The 26436-nt window shown below is 39.5% G+C and carries 21 protein-coding genes; 17 read left to right on the top strand and 4 right to left on the bottom strand.

Annotation, left to right across the window (positions count from 1 at the left end; all coding sequences use genetic code 11):
• Positions 1-27: 27 nt before the first annotated feature.
• Together DRW42_RS06210 and DRW42_RS06215 are read right to left on the bottom strand one after the other, a co-directional pair.
• Positions 28-1590 (bottom strand): PepSY-associated TM helix domain-containing protein, encoded by a 1563-nt coding sequence (locus tag DRW42_RS06210; protein ID WP_113947962.1) that lies wholly within the window; start codon positions 1588-1590, stop codon positions 28-30.
• A gap of 280 nt (positions 1591-1870) precedes the next feature.
• Positions 1871-3910 (bottom strand): beta-N-acetylhexosaminidase, encoded by a 2040-nt coding sequence (locus DRW42_RS06215; RefSeq protein WP_208643513.1) that lies wholly within the window; start codon positions 3908-3910, stop codon positions 1871-1873.
• A 443-nt stretch (positions 3911-4353) separates the two neighbouring features.
• Between DRW42_RS06215 and mraZ the strand changes: the two genes are divergently transcribed.
• From mraZ to DRW42_RS06300, 17 genes are all read left to right on the top strand, one after another.
• Positions 4354-4821, top strand: a complete 468-nt coding sequence (gene mraZ / locus DRW42_RS06220) for a division/cell wall cluster transcriptional repressor MraZ (protein WP_025144486.1) — start codon at positions 4354-4356, stop codon at positions 4819-4821.
• Positions 4811-5716, top strand: a complete 906-nt coding sequence (rsmH, locus tag DRW42_RS06225) for a 16S rRNA (cytosine(1402)-N(4))-methyltransferase RsmH (protein WP_113947963.1) — start codon at positions 4811-4813, stop codon at positions 5714-5716. The genes mraZ and rsmH overlap by 11 nt, the downstream gene beginning before the upstream one ends.
• Positions 5713-6135: an FtsL-like putative cell division protein gene (locus tag DRW42_RS06230; RefSeq protein ID WP_113947964.1), complete on the top strand. Its 423-nt coding sequence runs from the start codon at positions 5713-5715 to the stop codon at positions 6133-6135. The genes rsmH and DRW42_RS06230 overlap by 4 nt, the downstream gene beginning before the upstream one ends.
• A complete protein-coding gene (locus DRW42_RS06235) occupies positions 6125-8227 on the top strand; it encodes a penicillin-binding protein (protein ID WP_113947965.1) in 2103 nt (700 codons plus the stop codon). The genes DRW42_RS06230 and DRW42_RS06235 overlap by 11 nt, the downstream gene beginning before the upstream one ends.
• A 93-nt stretch (positions 8228-8320) precedes the next feature.
• Positions 8321-9778, top strand: coding sequence for a UDP-N-acetylmuramoyl-L-alanyl-D-glutamate--2,6-diaminopimelate ligase (locus DRW42_RS06240; RefSeq protein WP_113947966.1), 1458 nt, complete (start codon positions 8321-8323; stop codon positions 9776-9778).
• Positions 9778-11025, top strand: a complete 1248-nt coding sequence (gene mraY, locus DRW42_RS06245) for a phospho-N-acetylmuramoyl-pentapeptide-transferase (protein WP_113947967.1) — start codon at positions 9778-9780, stop codon at positions 11023-11025. The genes DRW42_RS06240 and mraY overlap by 1 nt, the downstream gene beginning before the upstream one ends.
• 162 nt (positions 11026-11187) lie before the next feature.
• Positions 11188-12576 carry a UDP-N-acetylmuramoyl-L-alanine--D-glutamate ligase gene (gene murD / locus DRW42_RS06250; protein ID WP_113947968.1) on the top strand — a complete coding sequence of 463 codons (1389 nt, stop codon included), beginning with the start codon at positions 11188-11190 and terminating at the stop codon, positions 12574-12576.
• 14 nt (positions 12577-12590) lie between these two features.
• Positions 12591-13778, top strand: coding sequence for an FtsW/RodA/SpoVE family cell cycle protein (locus DRW42_RS06255; protein ID WP_208643514.1), 1188 nt, complete (start codon positions 12591-12593; stop codon positions 13776-13778).
• A 248-nt stretch (positions 13779-14026) separates the two neighbouring features.
• Positions 14027-15130, top strand: a complete 1104-nt coding sequence (gene murG / locus DRW42_RS06260; RefSeq protein WP_113947969.1) for an undecaprenyldiphospho-muramoylpentapeptide beta-N-acetylglucosaminyltransferase — start codon at positions 14027-14029, stop codon at positions 15128-15130.
• 138 nt (positions 15131-15268) lie between these two features.
• Positions 15269-16624 (top strand): UDP-N-acetylmuramate--L-alanine ligase, encoded by a 1356-nt coding sequence (murC, locus tag DRW42_RS06265; RefSeq protein ID WP_113947970.1) that lies wholly within the window; start codon positions 15269-15271, stop codon positions 16622-16624.
• Positions 16617-17837: a cell division protein FtsQ gene (locus DRW42_RS06270; RefSeq protein ID WP_113947971.1), complete on the top strand. Its 1221-nt coding sequence runs from the start codon at positions 16617-16619 to the stop codon at positions 17835-17837. Before murC ends, DRW42_RS06270 begins: the two co-directional genes overlap by 8 nt.
• A 5-nt stretch (positions 17838-17842) precedes the next feature.
• On the top strand, positions 17843-19201 hold the full coding sequence (gene ftsA / locus DRW42_RS06275) for a cell division protein FtsA (RefSeq protein WP_086545007.1): 1359 nt from the start codon (positions 17843-17845) through the stop codon (positions 19199-19201).
• Positions 19202-19331: 130 nt separating this feature from the next.
• Positions 19332-20963: a cell division protein FtsZ gene (gene ftsZ, locus DRW42_RS06280; protein ID WP_113948078.1), complete on the top strand. Its 1632-nt coding sequence runs from the start codon at positions 19332-19334 to the stop codon at positions 20961-20963.
• A gap of 169 nt (positions 20964-21132) precedes the next feature.
• Positions 21133-22374, top strand: a complete 1242-nt coding sequence (locus DRW42_RS06285; RefSeq protein ID WP_113947972.1) for an aminotransferase class I/II-fold pyridoxal phosphate-dependent enzyme — start codon at positions 21133-21135, stop codon at positions 22372-22374.
• A gap of 260 nt (positions 22375-22634) precedes the next feature.
• A complete protein-coding gene (locus DRW42_RS06290) occupies positions 22635-22811 on the top strand; it encodes a hypothetical protein (protein ID WP_010602932.1) in 177 nt (58 codons plus the stop codon).
• Positions 22812-23136: 325 nt separating this feature from the next.
• On the top strand, positions 23137-24120 hold the full coding sequence (locus DRW42_RS06295; RefSeq protein ID WP_147243680.1) for a helix-turn-helix domain-containing protein: 984 nt from the start codon (positions 23137-23139) through the stop codon (positions 24118-24120).
• Between the two features lie 173 nt (positions 24121-24293).
• Entirely contained in the window at positions 24294-24776 is a 483-nt protein-coding gene (locus DRW42_RS06300; protein ID WP_113947974.1) for a GNAT family N-acetyltransferase, read from the top strand.
• 42 nt (positions 24777-24818) lie between these two features.
• Here the strand turns inward: DRW42_RS06300 and DRW42_RS06305 are convergent, their stop codons facing one another.
• Together DRW42_RS06305 and dapA are read right to left on the bottom strand one after the other, a co-directional pair.
• On the bottom strand, positions 24819-25088 hold the full coding sequence (locus DRW42_RS06305) for a hypothetical protein (protein WP_113947975.1): 270 nt from the start codon (positions 25086-25088) through the stop codon (positions 24819-24821).
• A gap of 223 nt (positions 25089-25311) precedes the next feature.
• Positions 25312-26199: a 4-hydroxy-tetrahydrodipicolinate synthase gene (dapA, locus tag DRW42_RS06310; protein WP_113948079.1), complete on the bottom strand. Its 888-nt coding sequence runs from the start codon at positions 26197-26199 to the stop codon at positions 25312-25314.
• Positions 26200-26436: the final 237 nt, after the last annotated feature.

Below are 26436 nucleotides of genomic sequence, written 5' to 3' on the forward strand. Positions count from 1 at the left end.
GGTAACATCTGACACCTGAACTCCAAACTAAAAAACTTTAAAGCCTGTATTCAACAGCAGCATGTAAACAGCTAAATAGCAAACCAAAAAGGCGGTTGATAATGCAAAATACCTGGTCACTTTGTGGCTGCCCTTTCTAAAAGGAAGTAAAAACAGAATATTAAATATTTCAGATAATAAAGCACATATAAAATTCAGGCAGACCATTACACAACCAAATGCCACTACAAAAATGGCCGGTTGTATCACAATACCCGATGGAAGTCCGTATAATGCCCCCATTATAAAACTGACCGCAAGAATTATTCCGGCATATTTAAAACCCGATTTAAACTGTATAACAAAATACCTTCCCAGTTTAGGCAATGGTGGTGTAATTTTAGCTGGTTTTAGTTCTTTTTCAGCTACAGGAATTTCTGGTTGCCCATCCAATACCAGTTGCTTCTTTTTTCCCTTTTTCTGTTTTTTATAACGTGGCCACCAGATAATAAAACCGGTGATAAATAATGCCAGAGGAATTAAGCCGGCAATGATGGCGATTACCTGTGTTGGCCTGCCTCCAAAGCTGCCGTAATGGATGGGGGTTAGCCAGCTGAGGTAAGCATTGCCTACGTTTGGAAAATCCTTGCGGCTATTAAGCAGTGTTTTACCTGTATATTGATCTACAATCAACATTTCCCTTTTTCCAACCCTTGGCAGGTTTCCGCTTACCATATCGAGGCGATAAGTTCCCATTTTATCTGCAGGGAAGGCAATACCACCAATATAGGCATTTGGCATTTTCTCTTTTGCTGCGGCAGCAATGTCTTTTAGGGGCAGCGGAACAGCTTGTGCATGCCATGCCGATTTAGCTCCTAATAATTTTGCAACGCCCTGTGGCGATTTCCCGCTCAGTAAAAACAGAAAGGGGATAACCAATGTAGAAAAAGTAATGGAAAAGCCGGTTAAACTTAATATGGCCACAATGGGAGAGGAGTAAAAGCCCAATGAGTTATGCCAGTCGTAATTCTGTCTTTTAAACGAACCACTAAACCTTACCGTAAGCACCGATTTTAGCTGTTTCCATTTCTTTGGGATCCATAAACGCAGGCCCGAAATGGTTAAAATTAACAGGCAAAGTGATGCCAAACCGCAGATGTAACGGCCTGCAACGGGAATAAGCAAAGTTCGGTGCAGTTCGGTCACTACGCGGATAAAAGAACTGCTATAAATTCTTTTCCCACTTATTTTTCCATTATATGGATTGATAAAAGTTTGTTCGTTTGTTTTTAAATTGGTGATACTATATGCCTCGTTGGGGTTTTTCACCTCACCGAGAAACAGGTAATCTATTTTTAACTGTGGATTATTCTTTTTGATCAAGGGCACAATCTCCTCAACAGGCATCTTTTGTCTCTGGGCCACCACTTCAAAGAGTTGCGGATTCAGAGCCCGGTCAATTTCATCCTGAAAAACAAGAATGCTTCCCGTAAGACCAATAAAAGCTACAATTGCCCCGGCAATAATGCCAATATATAAATGCCATTTGCCAAACCATCTTTTCTGATGTTTTGCCCAGTTTAAACTTTTAGAATTAGTGTCCGATTTCATTTTGGAGCGCAGTTAACCGCTATCTTAATTTGCAGGGTATTATACTACAAAGAAATCGTTTTATATGCATTGATGCAAATTATATTTAATAAGTCTAAATAAGTTGATGTCTATTTTGCGTTAAGTTTATTGAATCGCCCGGAAGTGATAATGTCCCAAAGGGTCGTCATCTCGACTGAAACGAAGTGGAATGGAGAGATCTACCTCGATGTGGATCTCCTTACAAAGTTACTGATGTAAAATAGGTGCAAGTTGCATTTCGTCCTTAATGACTTTAATTCTACCTCGGCTCAATCCCATTCAACCGATCGTAAGGGCTTAAATTATAAGTGAAATTTCCGTTACTATCTGTTCCGTTAATGCCTTTTACGCTTGCCCGTAAGGTATATTTTGCTTTCGGGTTATAGTTATTCAATTGTAAATGGTATAAAAAGCTTTTCGTTTTATGTGTTCCCCTAAATTTATCCGCAATTCCATTATGCTCATCTTGTGCCACAACTTTTCCGTTTTCTAACAGCTCAACTTTTCTGATCTCCATAAAATTGGCACCATTGGTATAGTAAAAACCAGCAATGATACGTCCGTTGGCGTAAGTTTTTTTGGTTACATCCCATTCTATGTTCTGGTAATCATTAGCCAGTTGTTCTGGTTTCCATTTACCCGTAATATATCCGCCGGGTTTGTAATAATCTATTTTTAGTGCTTCTAAACGGTTCCGGTTAATAAGCAAACGATCTTTGAAATTGTCGAAATTACGATTGTCCTTTGGTATCCAGCCTATTTCCGCAAGCGCCAAAAGCCTCGGAAAATTCTGAACGTTCATGTCTTTCAGTTCCTGGGTAATTGCCGTCCACTGGTTGCCCTGCACACCCAATACAAATTTCCCTTCTTCGGTGCTCAGTCCCGCTTCGGGTTCGTAATTGTAAACTTTTTCTACCGAATTGATATTGCCATACGCAAGATCGCTCATTGTACCATCATTGCGGTCGGCCTGCGTAATGTCGAAATAAAACGGATCTGTAGGAGTAGCCACTGCATAAAAACCATTTTTAGCCGCGTCTGTAATGGCTTCATCGCCCAACCACGACATAATCGCGGTTTCTTTCGTCAGGTTTTTCTTATCGCTTAAAATATCATTCCAGCCAATCGGTTTTTTACCTTTTGCTTTTATAATGGCCGACACCCTGCTTGCAAAATAACTTTGCAGCTCATTGGTGTTTTTAAACGATTTCTCTTTCATAAAAGCCTGCACATGTGGTTCCTTTTCCCAAAGCACATGGCGTACTTCATCACCGCCGAAGTGGATATATTCGGCTGGAAATAATTCGGCCAGTTCTGTAAATACATCATCTAAAAAGCTGTAAACCTTTTCATTGGTTGGATCTAAAGTGTTTGGTGTGAACTGGTTGCCCCAATGCGACCATGAATCTAAAAACGGGAATACATATTCGGGCTTACGGTTCTGGTTTACACCAAGTTCGGGATAGGCCAGGATAGTTGGCCACGAATGTCCGGGAACATCAATTTCAGGGATAATTTTAATATTTCTTGCTGTGGCATATTTAACCAGTTCGCGGATCTGATTTTGGGTATAAAAACCGCTTCTTTCGGCAGGTTGTTTTGAGCTTGCGTCAAAAACCGTAGTTTGCGGAGAGGTAAGTTTCGGATATTTTTTAATCTCAATCCGCCAGCCCTGATCGTCTGTTAAATGGAGGTGCATTACATTTAATTTATAAAGCGCCATCACATCCATATATTTCTTCATCACATCTACGCCATAAAAAGTGCGGCTCACATCCTGCATATATCCGCGCCAGCTGTAACGCGGTTTGTCGGTAATTTCACCACAGGGGATGCTCCAGTTTACTTTCTTTTTACCAATGGTCGTTTCAATATCTGCCGGAAATAATTGTCTTAAAGTTTGCGTAGCATTAAAAATCCCAGCTGCTGTTCTGGCATAAACACGAATGGATTGTGTGCTGATTTTTAATTGGTAACCTTCATTGCCTAAACTATTCAGTGTATCAGATGTGATAAAAAATATACCTTGCTTCTCCTGTTTTAGGGGTGCTGTTTTAAAATTAATGCCTGTACTGCCTTTTAATAGTTCAGTAAATACGCCAATGGGCACCTGGGCATCTTTGGTATAATAAAATGTTGTGGTTGGCTTAAGTTCGAACCTGCCATCGGCCCTGTTTATTGACAATGGCTTCGGGATTACATTATTTAGTAGGAGGTTGTCTTTATAAGTTTCCTGTGCATCACAGAGTGAACCGGCCATGGTTAATGCCAAAGAAATTTTTAAGAATCTGGTTATCATTGATGGATTTTGAGTTGGTTATTAATCCAAATTAGAGATAAACCATCGATTAAGAAAGACAAAAAAACGGTCAAACGTTTGCGTAATCATTCATGAATAATCAAAAATGCTTAACGCTCTTCTTTTTGTATGAGATTGGTTAAAGTTGAAGAAAAAGTGGGACAATCTCCCACTTTTTAAAGGCTATAAATGAGGACTTTTTGATGCAATTCTTAAAATTATGGGCGAAAATGGGCAGATGTGACACTTTATCCTGAATAATTTTTAATAGGCTTATTATCAGTGTTTAATGGTTTTTTAAGTATGCCGATACGTTTATTCTAAGTATATTGTGGGGCCATTTATGTAACAAAAAAGATGTGGAAAACTTTTTTGTGGTAAAAAGTGGTAAAAAGTGGTAGAACTCTTTACTTTTACACTAGATAAAAAGTGTAGATACCACTATGACCCAACTTTTAGGAGAATTCGATTGTAAACTTGACGCAAAGGGCCGCCTTATGGTACCTGCTGCGCTTAAGAAACAATTGCCTAATGCCGAGAATGATGGGCTCATTATTAACCGTGGTTTCGAAAAAAACCTGGTGATCTATCCAAAACAAGTTTGGGATGCCGTTGTGGCTGATCTTGCCAAGCTTAATATCTACGATCAGGAAAACCGTGCCTTTGTTAGGGCTTTTACCCGTGGCGCAACCGAGCTTTCGCTTGATGCTGCCGGTCGTGTGCTTTTGCCAAAATCGCTGGTAGAGTATGCGGGTATCGGTAGCGATCTGGTGCTGGCTTGTCAGTTAGATCGTATTGAGGTGTGGGATAAAAAATCTTACGAAGATATTTTTGATGATGTTCCGGCCAATTTTGCAAGTCTTGCCCAAAAAGTAATGGGCGATAAGAAAGGAGGCGCGGATGGCGAATAATTACCATGTTCCGGTAATGTTACAACCTTGTATTGATGGTTTAAATATTAAACCTGATGGGGTGTATGTGGATGTTACTTTTGGTGGCGGTGGTCATTCGAAAGAAATTTTAAAACATCTCGGTCCTAAAGGCAAACTGATTGCTTTTGATCAGGACCCTGATGCGCAGGCCAATATCCCGGCTGATGACCGTTTTGTTTTTATCGATCAGAATTTTGGTTTCTTAAAAAATAACCTCCGTTTAAAAGGTTTCAGGCAGGTAGATGGTATCCTGGCTGATCTTGGTGTTTCTTCGCATCAGTTCGATGTGCCGCAACGTGGTTTTTCCATCCGTCATAACGCTGATCTCGATATGCGTATGGATCAGCACCGCGATTTAACTGCTGCAGAAATATTAAATACATACACGGAAGATAAACTGCATAAAATCTTTGGGATTTATGGTGAGGTAAAAAATGCAAAGTCATTGGCGCGTGCCATTGTTACTTCGCGTTTGGAGAAGCCTTTTACCGATATCGACAGTTTAAAATCGGCTATTGCAGCTTATACCCCGAAAGGAAAAGAGAATAAATACCTGGCGCAGGTTTTCCAGGCGTTGCGTATCGAGGTGAATGCTGAAATCCAGGTGCTGGAAGATTTTTTACAACAAGCCGCTGAGGTATTAAAACCGGGTGGTCATTTGGTGGTGATGTCTTACCACTCATTGGAAGACAGGCCGGTAAAAAACTTTATGGCTAAAGGTAAGTTTCAGGGTGAAGTGGAAAAGGATTTTTTTGGGAACCAGCAAAAACCATTTAATGTAATTACACGCAAAGCGATTATTGCCACTGATGAGGAAATTGCCCAAAACAACCGGGCCCGCAGTGCGAAACTTAGAATTGCAGAAAAGATATGAACAGGTTTAGGGAAGAGATAGAGGAAGAAGAGATTGGGCCCGAACCAGAGCTTAAGGCTACGCCCAAACGGCCAAAAACTGCTGAAGAGAAAATGGATAGCAATTCATTTATCAGTAAGCTTTTTAATGATGGATTAGTAACTAAAGAGGCGGCAACTGATGCTCTGCCTTATTTGTGTTTTTTGGCCCTTTTAGGAATGGTATACATTGCTAACAGCCATTTTGCGGTAAACAATGTTCGCCGCATTGATAAATTAAATAAAGAAGTAAAAGAATTACGATGGGAGTATAAATCGTTAAAGGCCGACCTGATGTTTAAGAGTAAATTGACAGAGGTTGCCAAAAAGGTTGATACCCTTGGAATAAAAGAACTGATTGAACCACCAAAAAAAATAATTGTTAAAAGCGATGAATATTAGGGCAAACATCTTGCTTCGTGTATATCTGGCATTTGGCTTAATTGTGCTTTTTGCTTTCGCGGTGTTTTTACGCCTCGGTCAGGTGCAGTTTGTACAGGGAAAAAAATGGAAAGCTATGGCAGATAGTCTTTCTACGCGCTATGTTAATGTAGAGGCTACCCGTGGAAATATATATTCTAACGATGGTAGTTTATTGGCTACCTCTATACCAGAATACGAACTGCGTATGGATATGTTTGCCGGTGGTATTGCTGATGATAAGGTATTTAACGAGAAAGTAGATTCGCTGGGTTATAAACTTTCGCAGCTTTTTCAGGATAAAACCGCTAAAGAATATGCCCGTTATCTCCGCAAAGGCCGTCAGGATAGTGCACGTTATTTATTGATTCACCGTAAAGTGGGTTATGCTGATCTCAAAACCATCAGGACTTTTCCATTATACAACATTGGTAAATTCAGTGGTGGTTTAATTGCTGTTCAGCAAAACAAGCGTATTCTTCCTTTTCAGGCTTTGGCTGCCCGTACCATTGGTTATAAAAATGAAAACGTTAAAAACGGCGTAGGTTTAGAAGGTGCTTATAAAGAATACATTAACGGCGAAACCGGAAAAAGATTGATGCAGCGTATTGCAGGTGGGGTTTACATCCCGGTTAACGAAGAAGCTGAAGTAGCGCCAAAAGATGGTGCCGATATTATTTCGACCATCGATGTAAACATGCAGGATTTAGCGCAAAGTGCCCTGGAAAAACAGCTGATCAAATCGCAGGCCGATCATGGTACCGTGATTTTGATGGAAGTGGCAACAGGCGAGATCCGTGCAGTGGCCAATTTTTCGAAAGTAGAAGAAGGCGTATATAAAGAGAAGTTTAATTATGCCATTGCAGGTAACCAGGATCCGGGATCAACTTTTAAGCTGGCTTCTTACATGGCGCTATTAGAAGATAAACTGATCGATACCAATACGATGATCGGTACAGGTTATTATCAGATCCCAGGTAAGCTAATCACAGATTCGCACCCGAAAATTGAAACGGTTACCGCCAAAAAAGCTTTTGAAACCTCTTCCAATGCTGCAATCGCAAAGCTGATCAATACGCATTACGGAAGCGATCCAATGAAGTTTACTGATCACCTTTATGATTGGCAGCTGAACAAAAAAATGGAACTGCAGATTCCGGGTGAGGCAATGCCGGTAGTTAAAAATCCTAAAACGAACAGAAGTTGGAATAAAAACATGACCCTTCCTCAAATGGCTTATGGTTATGAGATGCAGCTTACGCCGTTAAAGATGCTTACCATGTATAATGCTGTAGCCAACAATGGTAAAATGGTAGCACCAATTTTTGTTAAAGAAATCAGAAGATTAGGGAACCCGATCGAGCAGTTTAAAGCAAGGGTAATCAATGATAAAATATGTTCGGATGTTACCCTGAGCAAGATTAAAAAAATGCTTGAAGGTGTAGTGACAGAAGGTAGCGGAAAACAAGTGGTGTATAATCCTTTATATCCGATTGCTGGTAAAACGGGTACTGCGCAGGTGGCAGATGCAAATAAAGGATATAAGGCAAATAAGCAATACCAGGCTTCTTTTGTAGGATATTTCCCGGCTGATAAACCTAAGTATTCTTTGATCGTTGTGATCAATGATCCAAAAGGGGCTTATTATGGTGCTACAGTTTCGGGACCGGTATTCAGGGAAATTGCCGACCGCATTTACGCCAGCGATATGCAGATGTACAACGATATGCCAACACGTTTAGTGGGAAATACAGGTAATCCGCCAACAAAAGCCGGACAAAGTAAAGCTACTCAGAAAGTATATAGGGCATTTGGATTTAAGCCACTTTTTGCTTCGAAATCGGAGTATTACAATATTATAGATACCAGCGCAGGAACGGTTTTTCAGGAAAATAACGAACGTAAAGGCATAATGCCAAACGTAGCAGGGATGGGATTGAAAGATGCATTGTACCTTTTGGGGAATGCAGGTTTAAAAACAAAAGTTTCGGGCTCTGGTAAAGTGATTAGCCAATCCATTATCGCCGGAACAAAGGTGGGTAAGGGAGTTGGTGTACAAATAGAGTTGAATTAAGGCGAGAAAGGTAGAAGGCCGGAAGGTTGAAGGTAGAAAGGTTTAAGTCTTGATACTAAATACTCCCCGCTTGATACTAAAATAATAAGAAAAATGCAATTACAGGATTTACTTTACGGTGTAACGATTAAAGAATTGGTTGGAAAAACTGATCGGGAAATCAATGCGCTTAATTTCGATTCGCGTAAAGTAGTTAAGGACGATGTTTTCTTTGCTGTAGTTGGAACGGTTGCTGACGGGCATCAATTTATCGAACAAACCATTAAACAGGGTGCGGGTGTAATTATCTGCGAAAACCTGCCGGAGATCGATGATTATACCGTTACTTATGTTAAAGTAGAAGATACTTCTGTGGCATTGGGTATTATGGCCGGGAATTATTACGGAAATCCTTCGGCTGATTTAAAACTGGTTGGTATTACCGGAACAAATGGAAAAACCACCATTGCGACGATTCTTTTTAAATTATTTAAAGATTTAGGCTATAAAACCGGACTGTTATCAACGGTAGAAAATTATATCAATGATACCGTGGTTATCGCAACACATACTACACCAAATCCGATTGCATTAAACCAGCTTTTAAGACAAATGGTTGATGCAGGTTGCGATTATTGTTTTATGGAAGTGAGTTCTCATGCCGTATCGCAACACCGTATAGAGGGATTGACATTTGCAGGAGGCGTATTTTCAAACATCACGCACGATCATTTGGATTTTCATAAAACTTTTGATGCTTATTTAAAAGCTAAGAAAGCATTTTTTGATGGTTTACCAAAAGCTGCATTTGCATTAACCAATATCGACGATAAAAACGGTATGGTGATGCTGCAGAATACTAAAGCCTATAAAAAAACTTATGCGTTAAAACAACTGGCTGATTTTAAAGCGAAAATTATCGAAAACCAGTTCAGTGGTCTGCATTTGGATATAGATAATGAAGATGTGTTCTTCAAACTGGTGGGTTCTTTTAATGCTTACAACCTTTTAGCGGTTTATGGAACTGCAGTATTGCTGGAGCAGGATAAATTAAAAGTATTGACTTTACTCAGCCGTTTATCGGGTGCCGAGGGAAGGTTTGATTACATTACTTCGGCTGATAAAATTATCGGTATTGTTGATTATGCGCATACACCGGATGCCGTACAAAATGTACTGAGCACCATTGCCAATATCCGTAAAGGAACCGAACAGGTAATTACCGTGATTGGTTGTGGTGGCGACAGGGATAAAACCAAACGCCCCATTATGGCGCAGGTGGCCTGCGATTGGAGCGATAAAGTGATTCTTACTTCAGATAATCCGCGTACCGAAGATCCGCAAACGATCATCAGTGAAATGGAAGAAGGTGTATCGCCGACCAATAAGCGTAAAACCTTATCCATTTTGGATAGAAGAGAAGCTATAAAAACTGCTTGTCATTTGGCAAAACCAGGAGATATTATTCTTGTAGCAGGCAAAGGGCACGAAAAATACCAGGAAATTAATGGTGTAAGGAACCATTTTGATGATAAAGAAATTTTACTTGAACAACTAAAACCTATCAGCTAATGTTATATTTATTATTCGAATACCTGCATAAGCACTACGATATCCCCGGATTGAGGTTGTTCCAGTACATCACATTCCGTGCTTCGGTTTCCATTATTTTATCGCTGATTATCACTACAGTGTATGGTCGCAGACTGATCGATTTTTTACATAAAAAACAGGTAGGTGAAACGGTAAGGAATTTAGGTTTAGAAGGCCAGATGCAGAAACAGGGTACGCCTACCATGGGAGGTATCATCATTTTGCTGGGTATCCTTATCCCAACTTTATTATTTGCCAACATATCCAATATCTATGTGATTTTGATGATCATCACTACGATCTGGATGGGTGCTGTAGGCTTTTTAGACGATTATATTAAGGTTTTCAAAAAGAATAAAGAAGGTCTGGCTGGCCGTTTTAAAGTTGTTGGTCAGGTTGGTTTGGGTTTAATTGTAGGCTGCACCATGTATTTTCACCCCAATATTGTGGTAAGGGAAACCGTGCAGGATGATGTAAAAAGCACTTCTTCGGTACCGATGGTATTACGCCAGAAAGGAGAAACTTTTTATTACACCCAAGATGTAAAATCGACTAAATCGAACATGCCTTTTTATAAGAATAACGAGTTCGATTATGCGAAGGTATTGAAGTTTTTGGGAGGCGATTATCAGAAATATGCTTTTTTCATTTTCCTTATTGTAACGGTATTTATCATTACAGCGGTATCTAACGGTGCGAATATAACTGATGGGATTGATGGTTTGGCTACGGGAACTTCGGCGGTGATTGGAATTACCCTTGGTATTCTGGCTTATGTATCCGGTAATACCATTATGGCCGATTACCTCAATATTATGTATATCCCGAACTCTGCAGAGCTGATGATTTTTGCAGGTGCATTTGTGGGTTCGTGTGTGGGTTTCCTTTGGTATAACTCTTACCCGGCACAAATTTTTATGGGCGATACCGGAAGTTTGGCCATAGGGGGGATTATTGCCTCGTTTGCCATCATGATCCGTAAAGAGTTGTTAATCCCGATTTTATGCGGCGTGTTCCTGGTAGAACTCGTTTCGGTAATTATGCAGGTATCTTACTTTAAGTATACCAAAAAGAAGTTTGGCGAAGGACGCAGGATTTTCCTGATGTCGCCTTTGCACCACCACTATCAAAAGAAAGGTTATCACGAAGCCAAAATTGTAACTCGTTTCTGGATCATCGGAATCATGCTTGCAATTATGACCATTGTAACACTAAAGTTAAGGTAGGTAAAGGTAAAAGGCTGGAAGGTTGAAGGTGTAAAGTTGATTACATCCAAGACAAAAAATAATAATTAGGTGCCCTCGGGTATCTTGAATGATGAAATAAAAATTAATAAGCAGCAGTAGTACTTGATACTAATACTTACTACTTGATACTAAAAAAATAAAATGAGCACAAATAATACTACATCAAGCAATACTACGTCAGCAATGGCAGGGCACGGCCGTGTGGTTATTTTGGGTGCTGGCGAAAGTGGTGTGGGCGCTGCAAAACTGGCCCAGGCAAAAGGTTTTGATGTTTTTGTATCAGACTATGGTATAATTACCGATAAATATAAAGCTGCTTTAGAAAAACTGGGCGTTCCATTCGAATCTGAACAACATACTGAAGAACTGATTTTAAATGCTACCGAGGTAATTAAAAGTCCTGGTATTCCGCCAACCGCACCGATCATTAAAAAACTGATCGCTAAAGGAATTCCGGTGGTTTCAGAAATTGAGTTCGCCAAAAGATATACGAATGCCAAAACCATTTGTATCACTGGTTCGAACGGAAAATCGACTACCAGTTTATTAACCTATCACATTTTAAAAAATGCAGGTTTAAATGTGGGGCTAGCCGGCAACATTGGTCAGAGCTTTGCCGCGCAGGTGGCTACAGAAGATTACGAATACTATGTTTTGGAAATCTCGAGTTTTATGCTTGATGATATGTTCAAATTTAAGGCCGATATCGCTGTTTTATTAAACATTACACCAGATCATTTAGACCGTTACGACTATAAACTGGAGAATTATGCTGCATCAAAAATGCGTATTGTTCAAAACCAGACAGCAGCAGATGTTTTCATTTACTGTGCCGATGACGAAGAGAGTTTAAAAGCCATTGCATTAACTAAACCTTTGGCTAAAACCTATCCATTTTCAACTGTTAAAAAAGTTGAAACGGGAGCTTATTTAGAAGAAACTACAATACATATCCTTACAGAACCAAATAACGAACTAACCATGTCGATTTCAGATTTAGCCTTACAGGGCAAGCACAACATTTATAATTCTATGGCATCAGGCATCGTGTCGAAAGTGTTAGAGTTAAGAAATGAAACCATCCGCGAAAGCATGGGCAATTTCAAGAATATTGAGCACAGGTTAGAGCATGTGGCCAAAATTTCGGGGATTGATTTCATTAACGACAGCAAAGCCACTAATGTAAATTCTACATGGTACGCTTTAGAAAGCATGACCAGTGATGTAGTGCTGATTATGGGCGGTGTTGATAAAGGAAACGATTACAACATGCTTAAAGATCTGGTTAAAAGCAAGGTGAAGGCCATTGTATGCTTAGGTAAGGATAACAAACGTATCCATGATGCTTTTGAGGATGATGTAGACGTAATCGTAAATACTTTTTCGGCAGATGAGGCAGCGCAGATTGCTTTCCATTTGGCCAAACGTGGCGATGCGGTTTTATTATCGCCGGCTTGTGCAAGTTTCGATTTATTTAAAAATTATGAAGACCGCGGCAACCAGTTTAAAGCGGCAGTTAGAGAATTATAATAGGAGGCAAAAATATGTTGCAGGCACTACTTGATAAAACAAAAGGCGACAGGTGGATCTGGTTGATCATCATCCTGCTTTCGCTTATATCTGTAATGGCAGTGTATAGCGCAACAGGAACCCTGGCTTATAAAAAGGGCGAAGCAGTAGAAAAACTTTTGCTTACCAAACACCTCATTTTCGTGTTGATGGGTATAGGGATGATCTATATCGCCCATTTGCTCGATTATAGGTATTACGCAGGCATTTCGAAGGTTTTAATGATTGTAACCATCCCCTTGCTCTTTTATACACTTATTTTCGGTACCAATTTAAATGATGCATCGAGGTGGGTTAAAATACCTGTAATCGGATTAACATTTCAAACTTCCGATTTAGCGAAACTGGCATTAATTACCTTTTTGGCGCGCATGCTCACCAAAAAGCAGGAAAACATTAAAAACGTAAAAGAATCATTTATACCAATTATGGGGTCGGTTTGTGTGGTGTTTGTTTTAATCGCACTGGCCAACTTATCTACAGCTTTAATGCTGTTTGGTGTAAGTATTTTGCTGTTAATTATCGGCAGGATCAGTATTAAACAGATCGCGATTGTTTGTGCTGGCGGCTTCGTGCTGCTGTTGTTCGTTTTCTTTTTGGGCCCAAGGAGAAAAACATACATGTCACGTATCAATACGTTTATGCATCCCGAAATGCAACATTCAGACAAAACTTTCCAGGCAGATCAGGCAAAAATTGCCTTAGCTACTGGTGGTGTTTTTGGTAAAGGACCAGGTAATAGTACACAGCGCAATTTCCTGCCACACCCGTATTCCGATTTTATTTTCGCCATTATTATTGAAGAATGGGGCACGGTGGGGGGAATTGTAATCATGATACTATACCTGGTGCTTTTATACCGATGTATCAAGATCGTAACCCGGGCGCCAAAGGCCTTCGGGGCATTGCTGGCCGCAGGGTTAAGTTTCAGCCTCACAATACAGGCCTTTGCAAATATGGCCGTAGCTGTAGGTTTGGGCCCGGTAACTGGTGTTCCACTTCCATTAGTGAGTATGGGTGGTACATCAATGATCTTTACCAGTGTGGCTTTCGGTATCATTTTGAGCGTAAGCCGCGATGTAGAAGAAAACGCAAAACTGACTTCGAAAGAAGAAAAAACAAATAATAAAATAATCGTTGGAGAGATTCCCGCGATAGCTTAGTGAGGTTGAAGGTGGAAGGCTTAAGGCGGAAGGGTTAAGATTGAGTGATTTAAAGGTTGAAACGTTAAAAAGTGATCAAAACCTGGTGTCTTCGTGCCTTAGTGGTCAAAATAACCTTTTCGCTATAAAATAAAACAACTCAGTGTTCTCTGTGAAAAACTCAGCGCACTCGGTGGTGAAAAAAAAAGCTTAGTGCGCTCTGCCGAAAACTCAGCACTCTTTGCGATTAAAATAAATAAATTTTAAAAATGAATAATTCCCCAAAAATTATCATATCAGGTGGTGGCACCGGCGGGCACATTTTCCCCGCCGTAGCCATAGCCAATGCGCTAAAGCGCTTGGTGCCCGCGTGTGAAATCTTGTTTGTGGGGGCAAATGGTCGCATGGAAATGGAAAAAGTTCCAGCTGCCGGATACAAAATAATCGGTTTAAATATCAGTGGGATGCAGCGCGGCTCGATCGTGAAAAACTTTGCCCTTCCTTTTAAAGTAATTGGAAGTGTGCGCAGGGCCCTGCAGATCATTAAAGATTTTAAACCCGATGCCGTTGTGGGGGTAGGTGGTTACGCTTCCGGACCTTTATTGTATGCAGCCTCTTTAAAAGGAATTCCGTACCTCATCCAGGAACAGAATTCGTATGCGGGCGTAACCAATAAATGGCTGGGTAAAAAAGCATCAAAAATATGTGTGGCTTTTGATGGTATGGACCAGTTTTTTCCTGGCGAGAGGATTTTAAAAACAGGAAACCCGGTTCGTACAGAGGTGGTTGATATTAAAGGAAAACACTATCAAGGTGCCGAGCTGTTAAAACTTGATCCCTTAAAAAAGACCATTATGGTTACCGGTGGGAGTTTAGGTGCAGGTACACTGAACAAAGCAATTGAAAAACATTTGCCCGAAATACTTGCGCAGGATGTGCAGGTGATCTGGCAAACAGGAAAATATTATTACCAGGGGATTATCGAAAGGTTGGGACTCGAATATCATCCTAACGTTCGTATTCTCGAGTTTTTAAATAAAATGGATCTGGCTTATGCCGCGGCAGATGTAATCATCAGCAGGGCCGGAGCAGGAACCATTGCCGAACTTTGTTTGATTAAAAAACCGGTGATTTTGGTGCCTTCGCCAAATGTGGCAGAAGATCATCAAACCAAAAATGCAATGGCCCTGGTGAAAAACGGAGCTGCACTTTTAATTAACGACCGTTCTGCAGAAGATACGCTGGTAAAAACTGCACTCGATCTTTTAAACAATAAAGAGCAAAGTGAAGTGCTCGCAGAAAATATAGGTAAAATGGCACTGCCCGAAGCCGACGAAATTATTGCGGGCGAAGTATTGAAATTGATTAAATAAGAAATATGAATTAAAGATGTGAAATATGAGATCAGACTATTTGTCTAGTGTCTCAAATCTCCCATCTCAAATCTAAAAAAAATAAAACGGTAGAAAGACAGCTTTAAGCTTTGGTCTTTTTGCTTTTAGCTAGAAAAAATGGAATTAAGTAAAATAAATAGGGTTTTCTTTGTAGGTATCGGTGGTATCGGCATGAGTGCGCTTGCCCGTTATTTTGCTAAACGCGGCCAGGTGGTTTGTGGTTACGATAAAACCCGCACTAAACTAACCGAGACATTAGAACAGGAAGGTATTTTAATCACTTATCTTGATGAAGATTCTGCGCTGCCATCTGCATTTTTGGATCACCGTGAAGATACCCTTGTTGTATATACGCCTGCAATTCCTAAAGATTCAAAAATTTTAAACCACTTTATTGATAAAGGTTTTTCACTTAAAAAGCGTTCAGAGGTTTTGGGAATTATCAGTAAAGGCATGTTCTGCGTCGCAGTTGCCGGTACACATGGTAAAACCACCACTTCGTCTATTGTAGCGCATATTTTAAAAGATACTGGTTACGATTGTACCGCGTTTTTAGGTGGTATAACCAGTAACTATAACAGTAATGTGCTTTTTGGCGATAACAATGTAGTTGTGGTAGAAGCCGATGAATACGACCGCTCTTTCCTTACCCTGCATCCCGATGTGGCTGTGGTTACGTCAATGGATGCCGATCATTTGGATATTTACGGGGATAAAAGCCATTTAGAAGAATCATTCAGGTTATTTGCCGGTCAGCTTAAAGCCGAGGGTACATTGTATGCACACGAAGGATTGCCGTTGGAACATAGCATCAGCTATGCAGCAAGTTCAAGTGCTACAGCAAAAGCTGAAAACCTAAGGGTAGAAGGATCGAAGTTTGTTTTCGATTATGTAGATGCCACGCAAAGCATAAAAGACATTAGTTTGATGCTTCCGGGCAAACACAATGTAGAAAATACAACTGTTGCCATCGCCATCGCTTTACAATTGGGTATCGATGCCAAAAAAGTGAAACAAGCTGTCGCAAACTTTAAAGGGGTTAAACGCCGCTTCGAATATATTGTGAACAATGGCAATCAGATCTATATTGATGATTATGCACATCATCCTGAAGAACTGAAGGCCTGTTTTGATGCTGTACGACAATTGTACCCTGATAAAAAACTAACAGTAATTTTTCAACCGCATTTGTTTACACGTACCAGGGATTTTGCTGATGAGTTTGCAAAAGTTTTAAGCACTGCCGATGAGCTTTTGCTACTGGAGATTTATCCTGCAAGAGAATTGCCGCTTGAGGGTATAAATGCACAGTTTTTATTGGATAAAATTACGTTAACAGATAAAAGAATATGTGGAAAAGATTTTGTGCTTCAGCATGTTAAGAACACAAAACCTGAATTAATTTTAACAGTAGGAGCGGGAGATATCGATACCATTATCGACCCATTAAAAAATATTTTAAATAATGCTTAAACGGATAAACTGGAGCGCAATTTTTACTGGCTTTGCCTGGCTAATCAGCCTGGCAGGGGTGATTGTGCTTTTAAGTTTCATCAATGTTAAAAAGCAGACTGTTAAATGTACCGATGTTAAAATCCTGATTCCTGGCGCCGATAATTTTATCGAACGCGAAGAGATCGACGCCATTTTAAAAGAAGATCAGGGTGTGCTTTTGGGCCGTAACCTCGAAAATATCAATATCCATAAGATTGAGCAAAAACTGCAGTCTAACCCTTACATCGGCTTTGCTAAGGTATATGTAGATATGGATGGTGTATTGCATATCGAGGTAAAACAAAGGCAACCTATCCTCCGCATTCTGAATGAAAACGGACAGGATTTTTATATCGATAATGATGGTTTAAAAATGCCGATATCATCAAATTTCACTGCAAATGTTTTGGTAGCAACCGGTCATATCAGCGAGGTTTTTGGTAGCAGGATTGATACTTTGCACACACAATTGGCAAGGGATTTATATAAAACCGCACAATTTATCAAAAAAGATACCCTTTGGGATGCCCAGATTGAACAGATTGTGGTTGATCAGAAAAACGATATCGAACTGGTACCAAGGGTAGGTAACCAGCGTATTATTTTAGGTGATGCCGATTCGCTGGAAAAGAAGATGAAAAATCTTTTGCTGTTTTATAAAAAAGCTATGCCCCAGGTAGGTTGGGATACTTATAAAACCATCAACATTAAATATACCAACCAGATTGTTTGCGAAAAAAGAGATTCGACAGGTTTAGGAAAAAAAGCGAAAACATTTTCGGCAGCAGATAGTTTGAGGATACAACGGAATGTAACCGACTCTCTGATTAGAAATACAATCGGCACTGTAATGGATGATCGCCCTGAAGCAGACGAGCCGGAAAAAGCAGAACCTAAAAAGGTTGAGCCTAAAAAAGTAGAAATCAAAAAGGAAGAACCAAAGAAAGTGGAGCCTAAAAAAGTAACGCCCAAAAAGGTAGAACCCGTTAAAACAGAAATTAAAAAACCGGCAGCAACGCCGGCCACTAAACCAAAGGAAACAAAACCTGCGGATAAAAAAGAAAAGCCAAAGCAAACGGCAACAACGCAGCCAAAGACGGCAAAATCTGCGGCTGAATTGAAAAAAGAGAAAGAAGCGAGAGAGAAAGAAATCAAAGCCCTAGAAAAACAATATAAAAGTCAGCAAAATTAACGAATATGGACAAGGCAAAATTTACCAGTCAGTCGCCCATTGTAGTAGGATTGGATATCGGTACTACAAAAATTTGTGTCATCGTTGGTCGGAGAACACAGCACGGTAAGATTGAAATTTTAGGAATAGGCAAGGCAGAATCGGCGGGGGTAACACGTGGAGTGGTTTCTAACATTCAAAAAACAGTGCAGGGCATCGCTCAAGCAGTTGAGGTAGCAAGCGGACAATCCAATGTAGAAATACAGGTGGTAAATGTGGGTATTGCTGGTCAGCACATTAAGAGCTTACAGCACAGAGGAATTTTAACAAGAAGAGAATTAAACAACGAAATTGGTAAAAAAGATATCGATAAGTTGATTGATGATATGTTTAAGCTGGTAATGCCACCGGGTGAGGAAATCATCCACGTATTGCCGCAGGAATTTACCATCGATAACGAACCGGGAATCAAAGATCCGATCGGAATGGCAGGGGTGCGCCTTGAGGCTAACTTCCATATCATTTCTGGTCAGGTTACCGCCGTAAAAAATATCATCAAATGTGTTAACAATGCAGGCTTGCAGACCCAGGATTTAATCCTCGAGCCTTTGGCATCTTCCGAATCTGTATTGAGCGAGGAAGAAAAAGAAGCCGGTATTGCACTCGTTGATATTGGTGGTGGTACTACTGATATTGCCATCTTCCACGAAGGTATTATCCGCCATACAGCAGTTATTCCTTTTGGCGGCAATAGCGTTACCGAAGATATCAGGGAAGGTTGCTCTGTAATGCGTAACCAGGCCGAGCTTTTGAAAACACGTTTCGGTTCTGCGCTTGCTGAGGAGAACAAAGAAAACGAAATCATTTGCGTGCCGGGTTTACGTGGCCGCGAACCAAAAGAAATCTCGGTTAAAAACCTGGCTTACGTAATCCAGGCCCGTATGGAAGAGATTATTGAGCACGTTTATTACGAGATCAAATCTTCAGGTTACGAGAAAAAACTCATTGGCGGTATCGTAATTACCGGTGGTGGTGCATTGCTGAAACACCTGTCACAAGCGGTAGAATATGTAACCGGTTTAGATTGCCGTATCGGTTATCCGAACGAGCATTTATCTAAATACGAAGATATGCCTAAAGCCATTTACGACGATTTAAAAAGCCCGATGTACGCAACCAGTGTAGGTTTGTTAATCAAAGGAATCCAGAAAGCTGAAGAACTGATTGAAGAGATGAAACAGCCAGGTGTTTTTGTAGAGAAACCAAAAACGGCAAAGGAAAAAGAAAAACGCGGACCAGGTTTGTTCGATAAATTATTGGCAAAAACAAGAACATTCATTCAGGATGATATGAATGTGAGCGATGAAGATTACTTGAAAAGTTAATTATTTTTCCACAAAAGAAGAGTTTTCCACATTATTAACACTTGTGGAAAACGTCTGTTGAAAAAGTGTTAATATTACATTGAGTAATGAACAGAATTTAAAAATTTTTAAACAACTGATTCATAAAGATATGCAGTTCGAAATGTTAAAAGATAAGTCTTCAATCATCAAGGTTATTGGTGTTGGGGGCGGTGGCGGCAACGCAGTGAACCATATGTACCTGTCGGGTATCACTGGTGTGGATTTTATTATTTGTAATACAGATGCTCAGGCTTTGGAATCTAGTCCTATACCTAACAAGGTACAATTAGGCGCTAGTTTAACCGAAGGAATGGGTGCTGGATCTATCCCTGAGGTTGGCAAAAACTCGGCTATAGAAAATATAGATGATATTAAAGCCATGTTGGGCAATACCACCAAAATGCTTTTCATCACGGCAGGAATGGGTGGTGGTACCGGTACAGGAGCTTCTCCTATCATTGCCAAAGCCGCTAAAGAACTTGATATTTTAACTGTTGCCATCATTACCACTCCGTTTTCTTTCGAAGGAAAAAGACGTAGGTTACAGGCTGATGAAGGAATGGAAGAATTGAAGAAATATGTAGATTCTTACCTGGTTATCTCAAACGACCGTTTGCGCGAAATTTTCGGAAACTTAACCTTAGGTTCTGCCTTTGGTCAGGCCGACGATATTTTAACAACCGCTGCAAAAGGTATCGCAGAAATCATCACTGTTCCCGGTTATATAAACGTCGATTTTAAAGATGTGCGTACCGTAATGAAAGATAGCGGTGTAGCCATTATGGGTAGCTTTGCTGCCGAAGGCGAAGACCGTGCTTTACAGGCGGTAGAAGGTGCTTTGGCTTCTCCATTGTTAAAAGACAGTGAAATTGAGGGTGCCCGTTATATTTTATTAAACATCAGCTCTGGTTTACGTGAAGTAACCATGGATGAGGTTTCGATCATTACCGATTACATCCAGGAGAAAGCCGGTTTATCAGCCGATTTAATCTGGGGTAACTGTACCGATGAATCTTTAAGCGACAAGCTTTCGGTAACCATCATTGCTACTGGTTTCCAAACTTCAGAAGAACGTGTAAAAGAAGAAAAAAATAAAAAGAAAATTTCACTTTTAACACCTGAGGAAGCACCATTGGTTCGCCCGGTAGAAGCAGTAAACTCTTTTATTCAGCCTAAAGCAGTGCCTTCTTATGAGCCTGTTTTAAAAACGAAGGAAGAAGTTTCGCAGGCTGATCTTTTTGGTGGAATGTTTAATAAATCGGAAACCCAGAAGGTTCAGGAGCCTGATAACAATATAGTTCGCCATACCTTAATCGAAGAAGAACCACAGGTTGAAGAAGCAAAAGAAACCGGTTTTGAGTTTGAGGTAAAATTGGCCGAAACTAATTTTGTTTTCGAAACGCCGGTTGCGCAGATGCCACCGATGCCAGAGCCTGAACCGGAAATCGAAATGCCGGTTGTTGGTTTAGACGACGATAAAAGCGACGAATCGATGGAAGAGCAGTTAAGGAAATCTAAAGAACGTATTTTACGTTTAAAAGACCTTAGCATGAAACTGCGCACCACTAATGGATTGCAGGAACTGGAAAATGAGCCTGCCTACAAACGCAAGCAAATGCAGTTGCAACAAGTACAACACTCATCAGAATCGCAGGTGAGCCGCTTTACTTTAAGCAACGATCAGGATGGTGGTACAGAAATCAGACCGAACAATTCTTTCTTACACGATAACGTTGATTAGAACAGACCAAATATAATTTTAAAGCCCCGATTTAACATCGGGGCTTTTTTGGCATAAAATTGGAGTGTTAAAATTCTTATTTAACACCTAAAAGATTCAAGCAGGTTGATTTTAAGCCGAATAAAGCTTAAATTCGCAAAATTTTATATTAAAAAAAACAGATAATACATTGGATATATTTGATAAAATAGCAAAACACATGGGCCCGATTGGTCAACACCAAAAATGGTCTCATGGGTATTTCTCATTTCCAAAATTAGAGGGAGAAATTGCACCACACATGCAATTCAAAGGAAAAGAGCACTTGGTTTGGAGTTTAAACAACTATTTAGGCTTAGCCAATCATCCTGAAGTTAGAAAAGCTGATGCAGATGCTGCCGCAGAATTTGGTATGGCCTACCCGATGGGTGCCCGTATGATGAGTGGTAACTCTAAATACCATGAGCAACTGGAACAGGAACTTGCTGCCTTTGTGGGTAAACCCGATGCATTTTTATTAAATTATGGTTACCAGGGTATGGTTTCTATTATAGATAGTTTGGTTGACCGTAACGATGTAATTGTTTACGATGCTGAATCTCATGCCTGTATTATAGATGGTTTGCGTTTACACATGGGTAAACGTTTTGTGTATAAACACAACGATATCGAAAGCGCACGCAAACAGTTAGAGCGCGCTACAAAATTAACCCAGGAATCAGGTGGTGGCATTTTATTAATTACCGAAGGTGTATTCGGAATGAGTGGTGCCCAGGGTAAATTAAAAGAAATTGTAGACCTTAAAAAAGAATTCGAATTCCGCATTCTGGTTGATGATGCACATGGTTTCGGTACAATGGGTAAAACCGGTGCAGGAACCCACGAAGCTCAGGATTGTGTAGAGGGTATTGATGTTTACTTCGGTACATTTGCAAAATCAATGGCCGGTATTGGAGCTTTTGTAGCATCCAGCGAAGAAATTACCAATTATTTAAGATATAACATGCGTTCGCAAACTTTTGCCAAAGCTTTGCCAATGCCAATGGTAATTGGTTTGTTAAAACGCCTTGAATTATTGAAAAGCCGTCCTGAATTAAAAGAAAAACTTTGGGAAATTGCCATGACCCTGCAAAAAGGTTTACGCGAGCGTGGTTTCGATTTAGGTGTTACCGATTCGGTAGTTACGCCGGTTTTCTTAAAAGGAGAACTTTCTGATGCAACTGCATTAACTTTCGATCTTCGTGAAAATTATGGTATCTTCTGTTCAATTGTAGTGTACCCGGTAATCCCGAAAGGAATGATCGAGTTGCGTTTAATTCCAACGGCAGTACATACTTTAGATGATGTACAGCGTACCTTGGATGCTTTTAGCGAAGTAGCCGAAAAACTGGAAAACGGATATTACAAAGAGAATCTTTTTGCTACCGTTTAAGATCAATTAAAATATTACAAAGCCCTTTAAATACGTTTAAAGGGCTTTTTTATTTAGTGTTATTCTGTAAAACGCTGATTTTTAGCTAATTGTAATGTGTTTTGGTGTTCCTGATGTGTATAAACACCTTAAATGTGGAAAAAAACGGCGGAGAAGGCTGTTTTTTATTCTTCCAAAAATTTTTTTATTTAACCAAACCCTTTAAATTAGAGTATATAAAAGAAAAGTCAAACCTAAGAACCATAAAAATCTAATTAAAAATGAAAAAATTCGAAGAAGTAAAAAGTTTAGTGGCAGCTTTGGAAGCTGATGCCGACAAATTTTATAACAAAGGTAACAGCGCTGCTGGTACACGTGTACGTAAAGGTATGCAAGACCTGAAAAACCTTGCTCAGGCAATCCGTTTAGAAGTACAAGATACCAAAAACAAAGCTTAAGCGATCAAAATATTCCATTATCGAAGCCCCGGGACATCTCCCGGGGCTTTTTGCATCATATACCTTTGTTTTCACATGGTGTAGATTACTATTTTCCTTTAACTGTAAAATATATAAGACAAATTATCTTTCTCCGTGTCACTTTTCGTTTTCTTGTTTACAAGCCGTATCTTACACTAGATAACTCAATAGCATTAATTGCCTGTTGAAATTATGGCATCCATTGCAAAAAAGACAATACACTTAACTGCTCTCAACAGGATATTTTGTTTATCAGTCTACCGCATAAACGGAATAATACAATTAACATTATTAACGGTATTAAGTGTCAGAAAATTTGCAATATATTCGCGCAGATAGCGCAGATGTGGGCCTGTTATTAGGTGTAATGCGCACCATACATCCTGTTGATTTTAAACTTACCCGCGAATTTGAAAAACATCTTTTAAAAGTTAAAATAAAAAAAGGGCAGGTACTTTTTAAGGAAGATGAAGTTTGTGAGTACATGTATTTTATTGTAAAAGGTGCATTAATGGGCTGCACTTCTCACAAAGGGAAAAAAATTACCACTTATATATCGGTTGAAAATGATTTTGTGAGTTCCATATCCGGTCTTCATGGTTCCGGTTATTCGAAAGAACATGTGGTAGCAGTAGAAGATTCTGATCTTCTGGCTATGCATAATGATGAACTTAATCGCCTTTTTAGCTATAATTTTGAGCTGAATTATATCTTTAGGGTAGTTTTAGAAAAATATTATAAGGATGCACAGCAGCGGGCGCACATCATAAGGGTTGGAAATGCTAAAGAAAGATACCTGTATTTTACCAAAACCAATCCCGGTTACTTAGATCGTTTGCCTTTAGAGCTGGTTGCATCGCTGTTAAACATTAAACCTTCAACCCTTTTATCTATCAAAAAAAGCTTTTCTGTTTCTAACAGTTCAAATGAAGAATTTGGTGGATGCGGCCAGATGTTAGAGGCTTATGTGAATAAACATCAATCGTTTCGCAATAAAGATCTTCGGGTTCAATCCCTTGCCCGGGAGATAGGCGTGAGCAGTCACCGGCTTTCTGTTGTGCTCAATAACTATTTTAATAAAAGTTTTATCGATTACATTAACCAGTACCGTATAAACTGGATTAAAGAAAGCATTGCCAATCCTGAAATTATGCAGAATTTTACTTTAGAAGCCCTGGCCTATAGTGCCGGTTTTTCATCGCGTAGTGCCTTTTACAGTGCATTTAAAAAAGTAATGGGGATGAGCCCCTTAGAATATGCTAAAAAGCTTCAAAAAGAAAAGCGTTGATTTAACGTTTTTGTTACATAAAGCGCCTTATTCAGTACTTGTCGTTATATAGTTGTGTTGATTTATAATACAGGACAAACTTGTTTCTGTATTAACATTGTGTTTAGTTAATTTAGAGGAACAACAAAAACTATAGATTTTATAGGTTAATAAATACCCAAATTGATTAAACTATGATAAGAATTATGCGCTCTGCTGATTGGGAAGAAATCAGTGCTATCTATCGCGAAGGAATCGAAACAGGTACTGCAAGTTTTAGAAGACCAGATATTTCGTGGAAAGACTGGGATTTATCACATCTCAAACCCTGCAGGTTTGTGGCGGTACAGGAGAAAGAAATTGTTGGGTGGTGCGCACTTTTGCCCGTAGTGGCCAATTATGAAGTTGGTGGTGTTGGAGAGATTGAAGTATATGTTAAACAGGGTTATAAAGGGCAGGGCATCGGTTCTTCTCTCTTAAGCGCTTTGATAACCGAAAGTGAAAAAAAAGGAATCTGGATGCTCCAGGCAGGCATTTTCCTGCAGAATTCGGCCTCATTAAAAATTCATGAAAAAGCTGGCTTCAGGGTGGTAGGATACAGGGAAAAGATAGGTAAAGCAAAAGGCGTTTGGCAGGATAACCTGTTGTTGGAAAGAAGAAATAAATTGATAGCGTAATAAAATAAAAAGGGCTTCGAACACCATTCGAAGCCTTTTTTGCTAGTATCTCAATAGCTGATAATCATCTGCATTTCTCCCTTTTTCAAACCGTACAAGTTTTTCATTTCGGAAGAATAATTTGAAATCCGTAGCTGCATGATAAGTACTATAAATTCTGGTTCCATCTTCATTTGCAGCCACCAGTTCTGGTTTGTTTTTCTTTTTAAAATCAGATTCCGACATGCCCATTGTAAAAGTAGGTTCGAAGCCTACAAAGGCCCTGCAGCTCAGCATAACCAATGCCAGGCCAATTAAAATTAATTTTCTCATGGTGTGTTTATTTGTGTGTATAGAGCGCAAATCAATAATAATGCCCTGATTTACACTAAAGTTTTCATCAAACTAAAATTTTGGTTTGTAGTACTAATGCCTTGATTATGAATTAATTTCTTTTGGTAATTTTTTATTTACACACAAAAAAAACAGACTGTTATCTTTTGCATTTTTTGCAAAATCAAACAGTCTGTTCCAGAATATTATTATTGATAGGAGATTAAGCTATTACACTTAATTTTTCTATTTCTGCTATAATTAATTGTTCTAAAGCTGATGATGCTTTAACCAATGGCAAACGTACGGTATCACCGCAAATACCGATATGTTTTAGAGCTGCTTTAACCCCCGCAGGATTACCTTCTGCAAAAGCTAAACGGGTAAATTCGATTAAGCTTAAATGCGCAGGTAAAGCTGCTTTATAATCGCCGGCCAAACATAGGTTTACCATATCGGTAAATTGTTTAGGTAATGCATTTCCGATTACAGAGATAATACCCGATGCCCCTAAGGCAATCATAGGTAAGGTAACAGGATCATCGCCCGAGATTAAAAGGAAATCTTTGGGTTTATCCCTCATAATCTGGTTAAACTGATCAAAACTGCCTGATGCTTCTTTGGTAGCGATGATGTTTTTAAAATCATGTGCCAATCTGCAGGTAGTTTCAGCACTCATATTGCTTCCCGTGCGCCCTGGTACGTTATATAAAATCAGATCAAGCGGAGAAATTTCAGCTAGGTATTTATAGTGCTGGTAAATCCCTTCCTGCGTTGGTTTATTGTAATACGGACTAACCGATAAAATTGCGCTATAACCAGTAGTATCAAATGTTTTAATGTCTTCGGCAACTGCTAAAGTATTGTTTCCGCCGATACCGGCGACTAAAGGTAACCTGTTATTGTTAATTTCAGCAGTATAAGCCCACACCTTCTTCTTCTCGTCCTTGGTCATTGTAGCGGTTTCGCCGGTTGTACCTAAAGAAACGAGGTAATCTATCCCTCCGTCTACCAAATGATTAATCAGGTTTTTTAAACCATTATAATCAACTGATCCATCTGTGTTGAAAGGCGTAACCAATGCTACACCAGTACCCTGAAATTTGTTCATTTTTAACTTATAATTATTGAATTTTGAATGAGAGATTGAATGGTGCATTTTATCATTCAATAATTCAATCATGCTCTCATTTTATTTTCTAATTGAATTTTGAATAATCACCAAATGCGTACTTACTACATTCAATCATTCAAACTCAATCATGCTCTCATTTTTTACTTTTGCTATTGAATTTTGAATGAATGCTTCACTACATTCGATCATTCACCATTCAATCATTCATTCATT

It is taken from the genome of Pedobacter miscanthi (genome assembly GCF_003315595.1).
GTDB classification, from domain to species: Bacteria; Bacteroidota; Bacteroidia; order Sphingobacteriales; family Sphingobacteriaceae; genus Pedobacter; species Pedobacter miscanthi.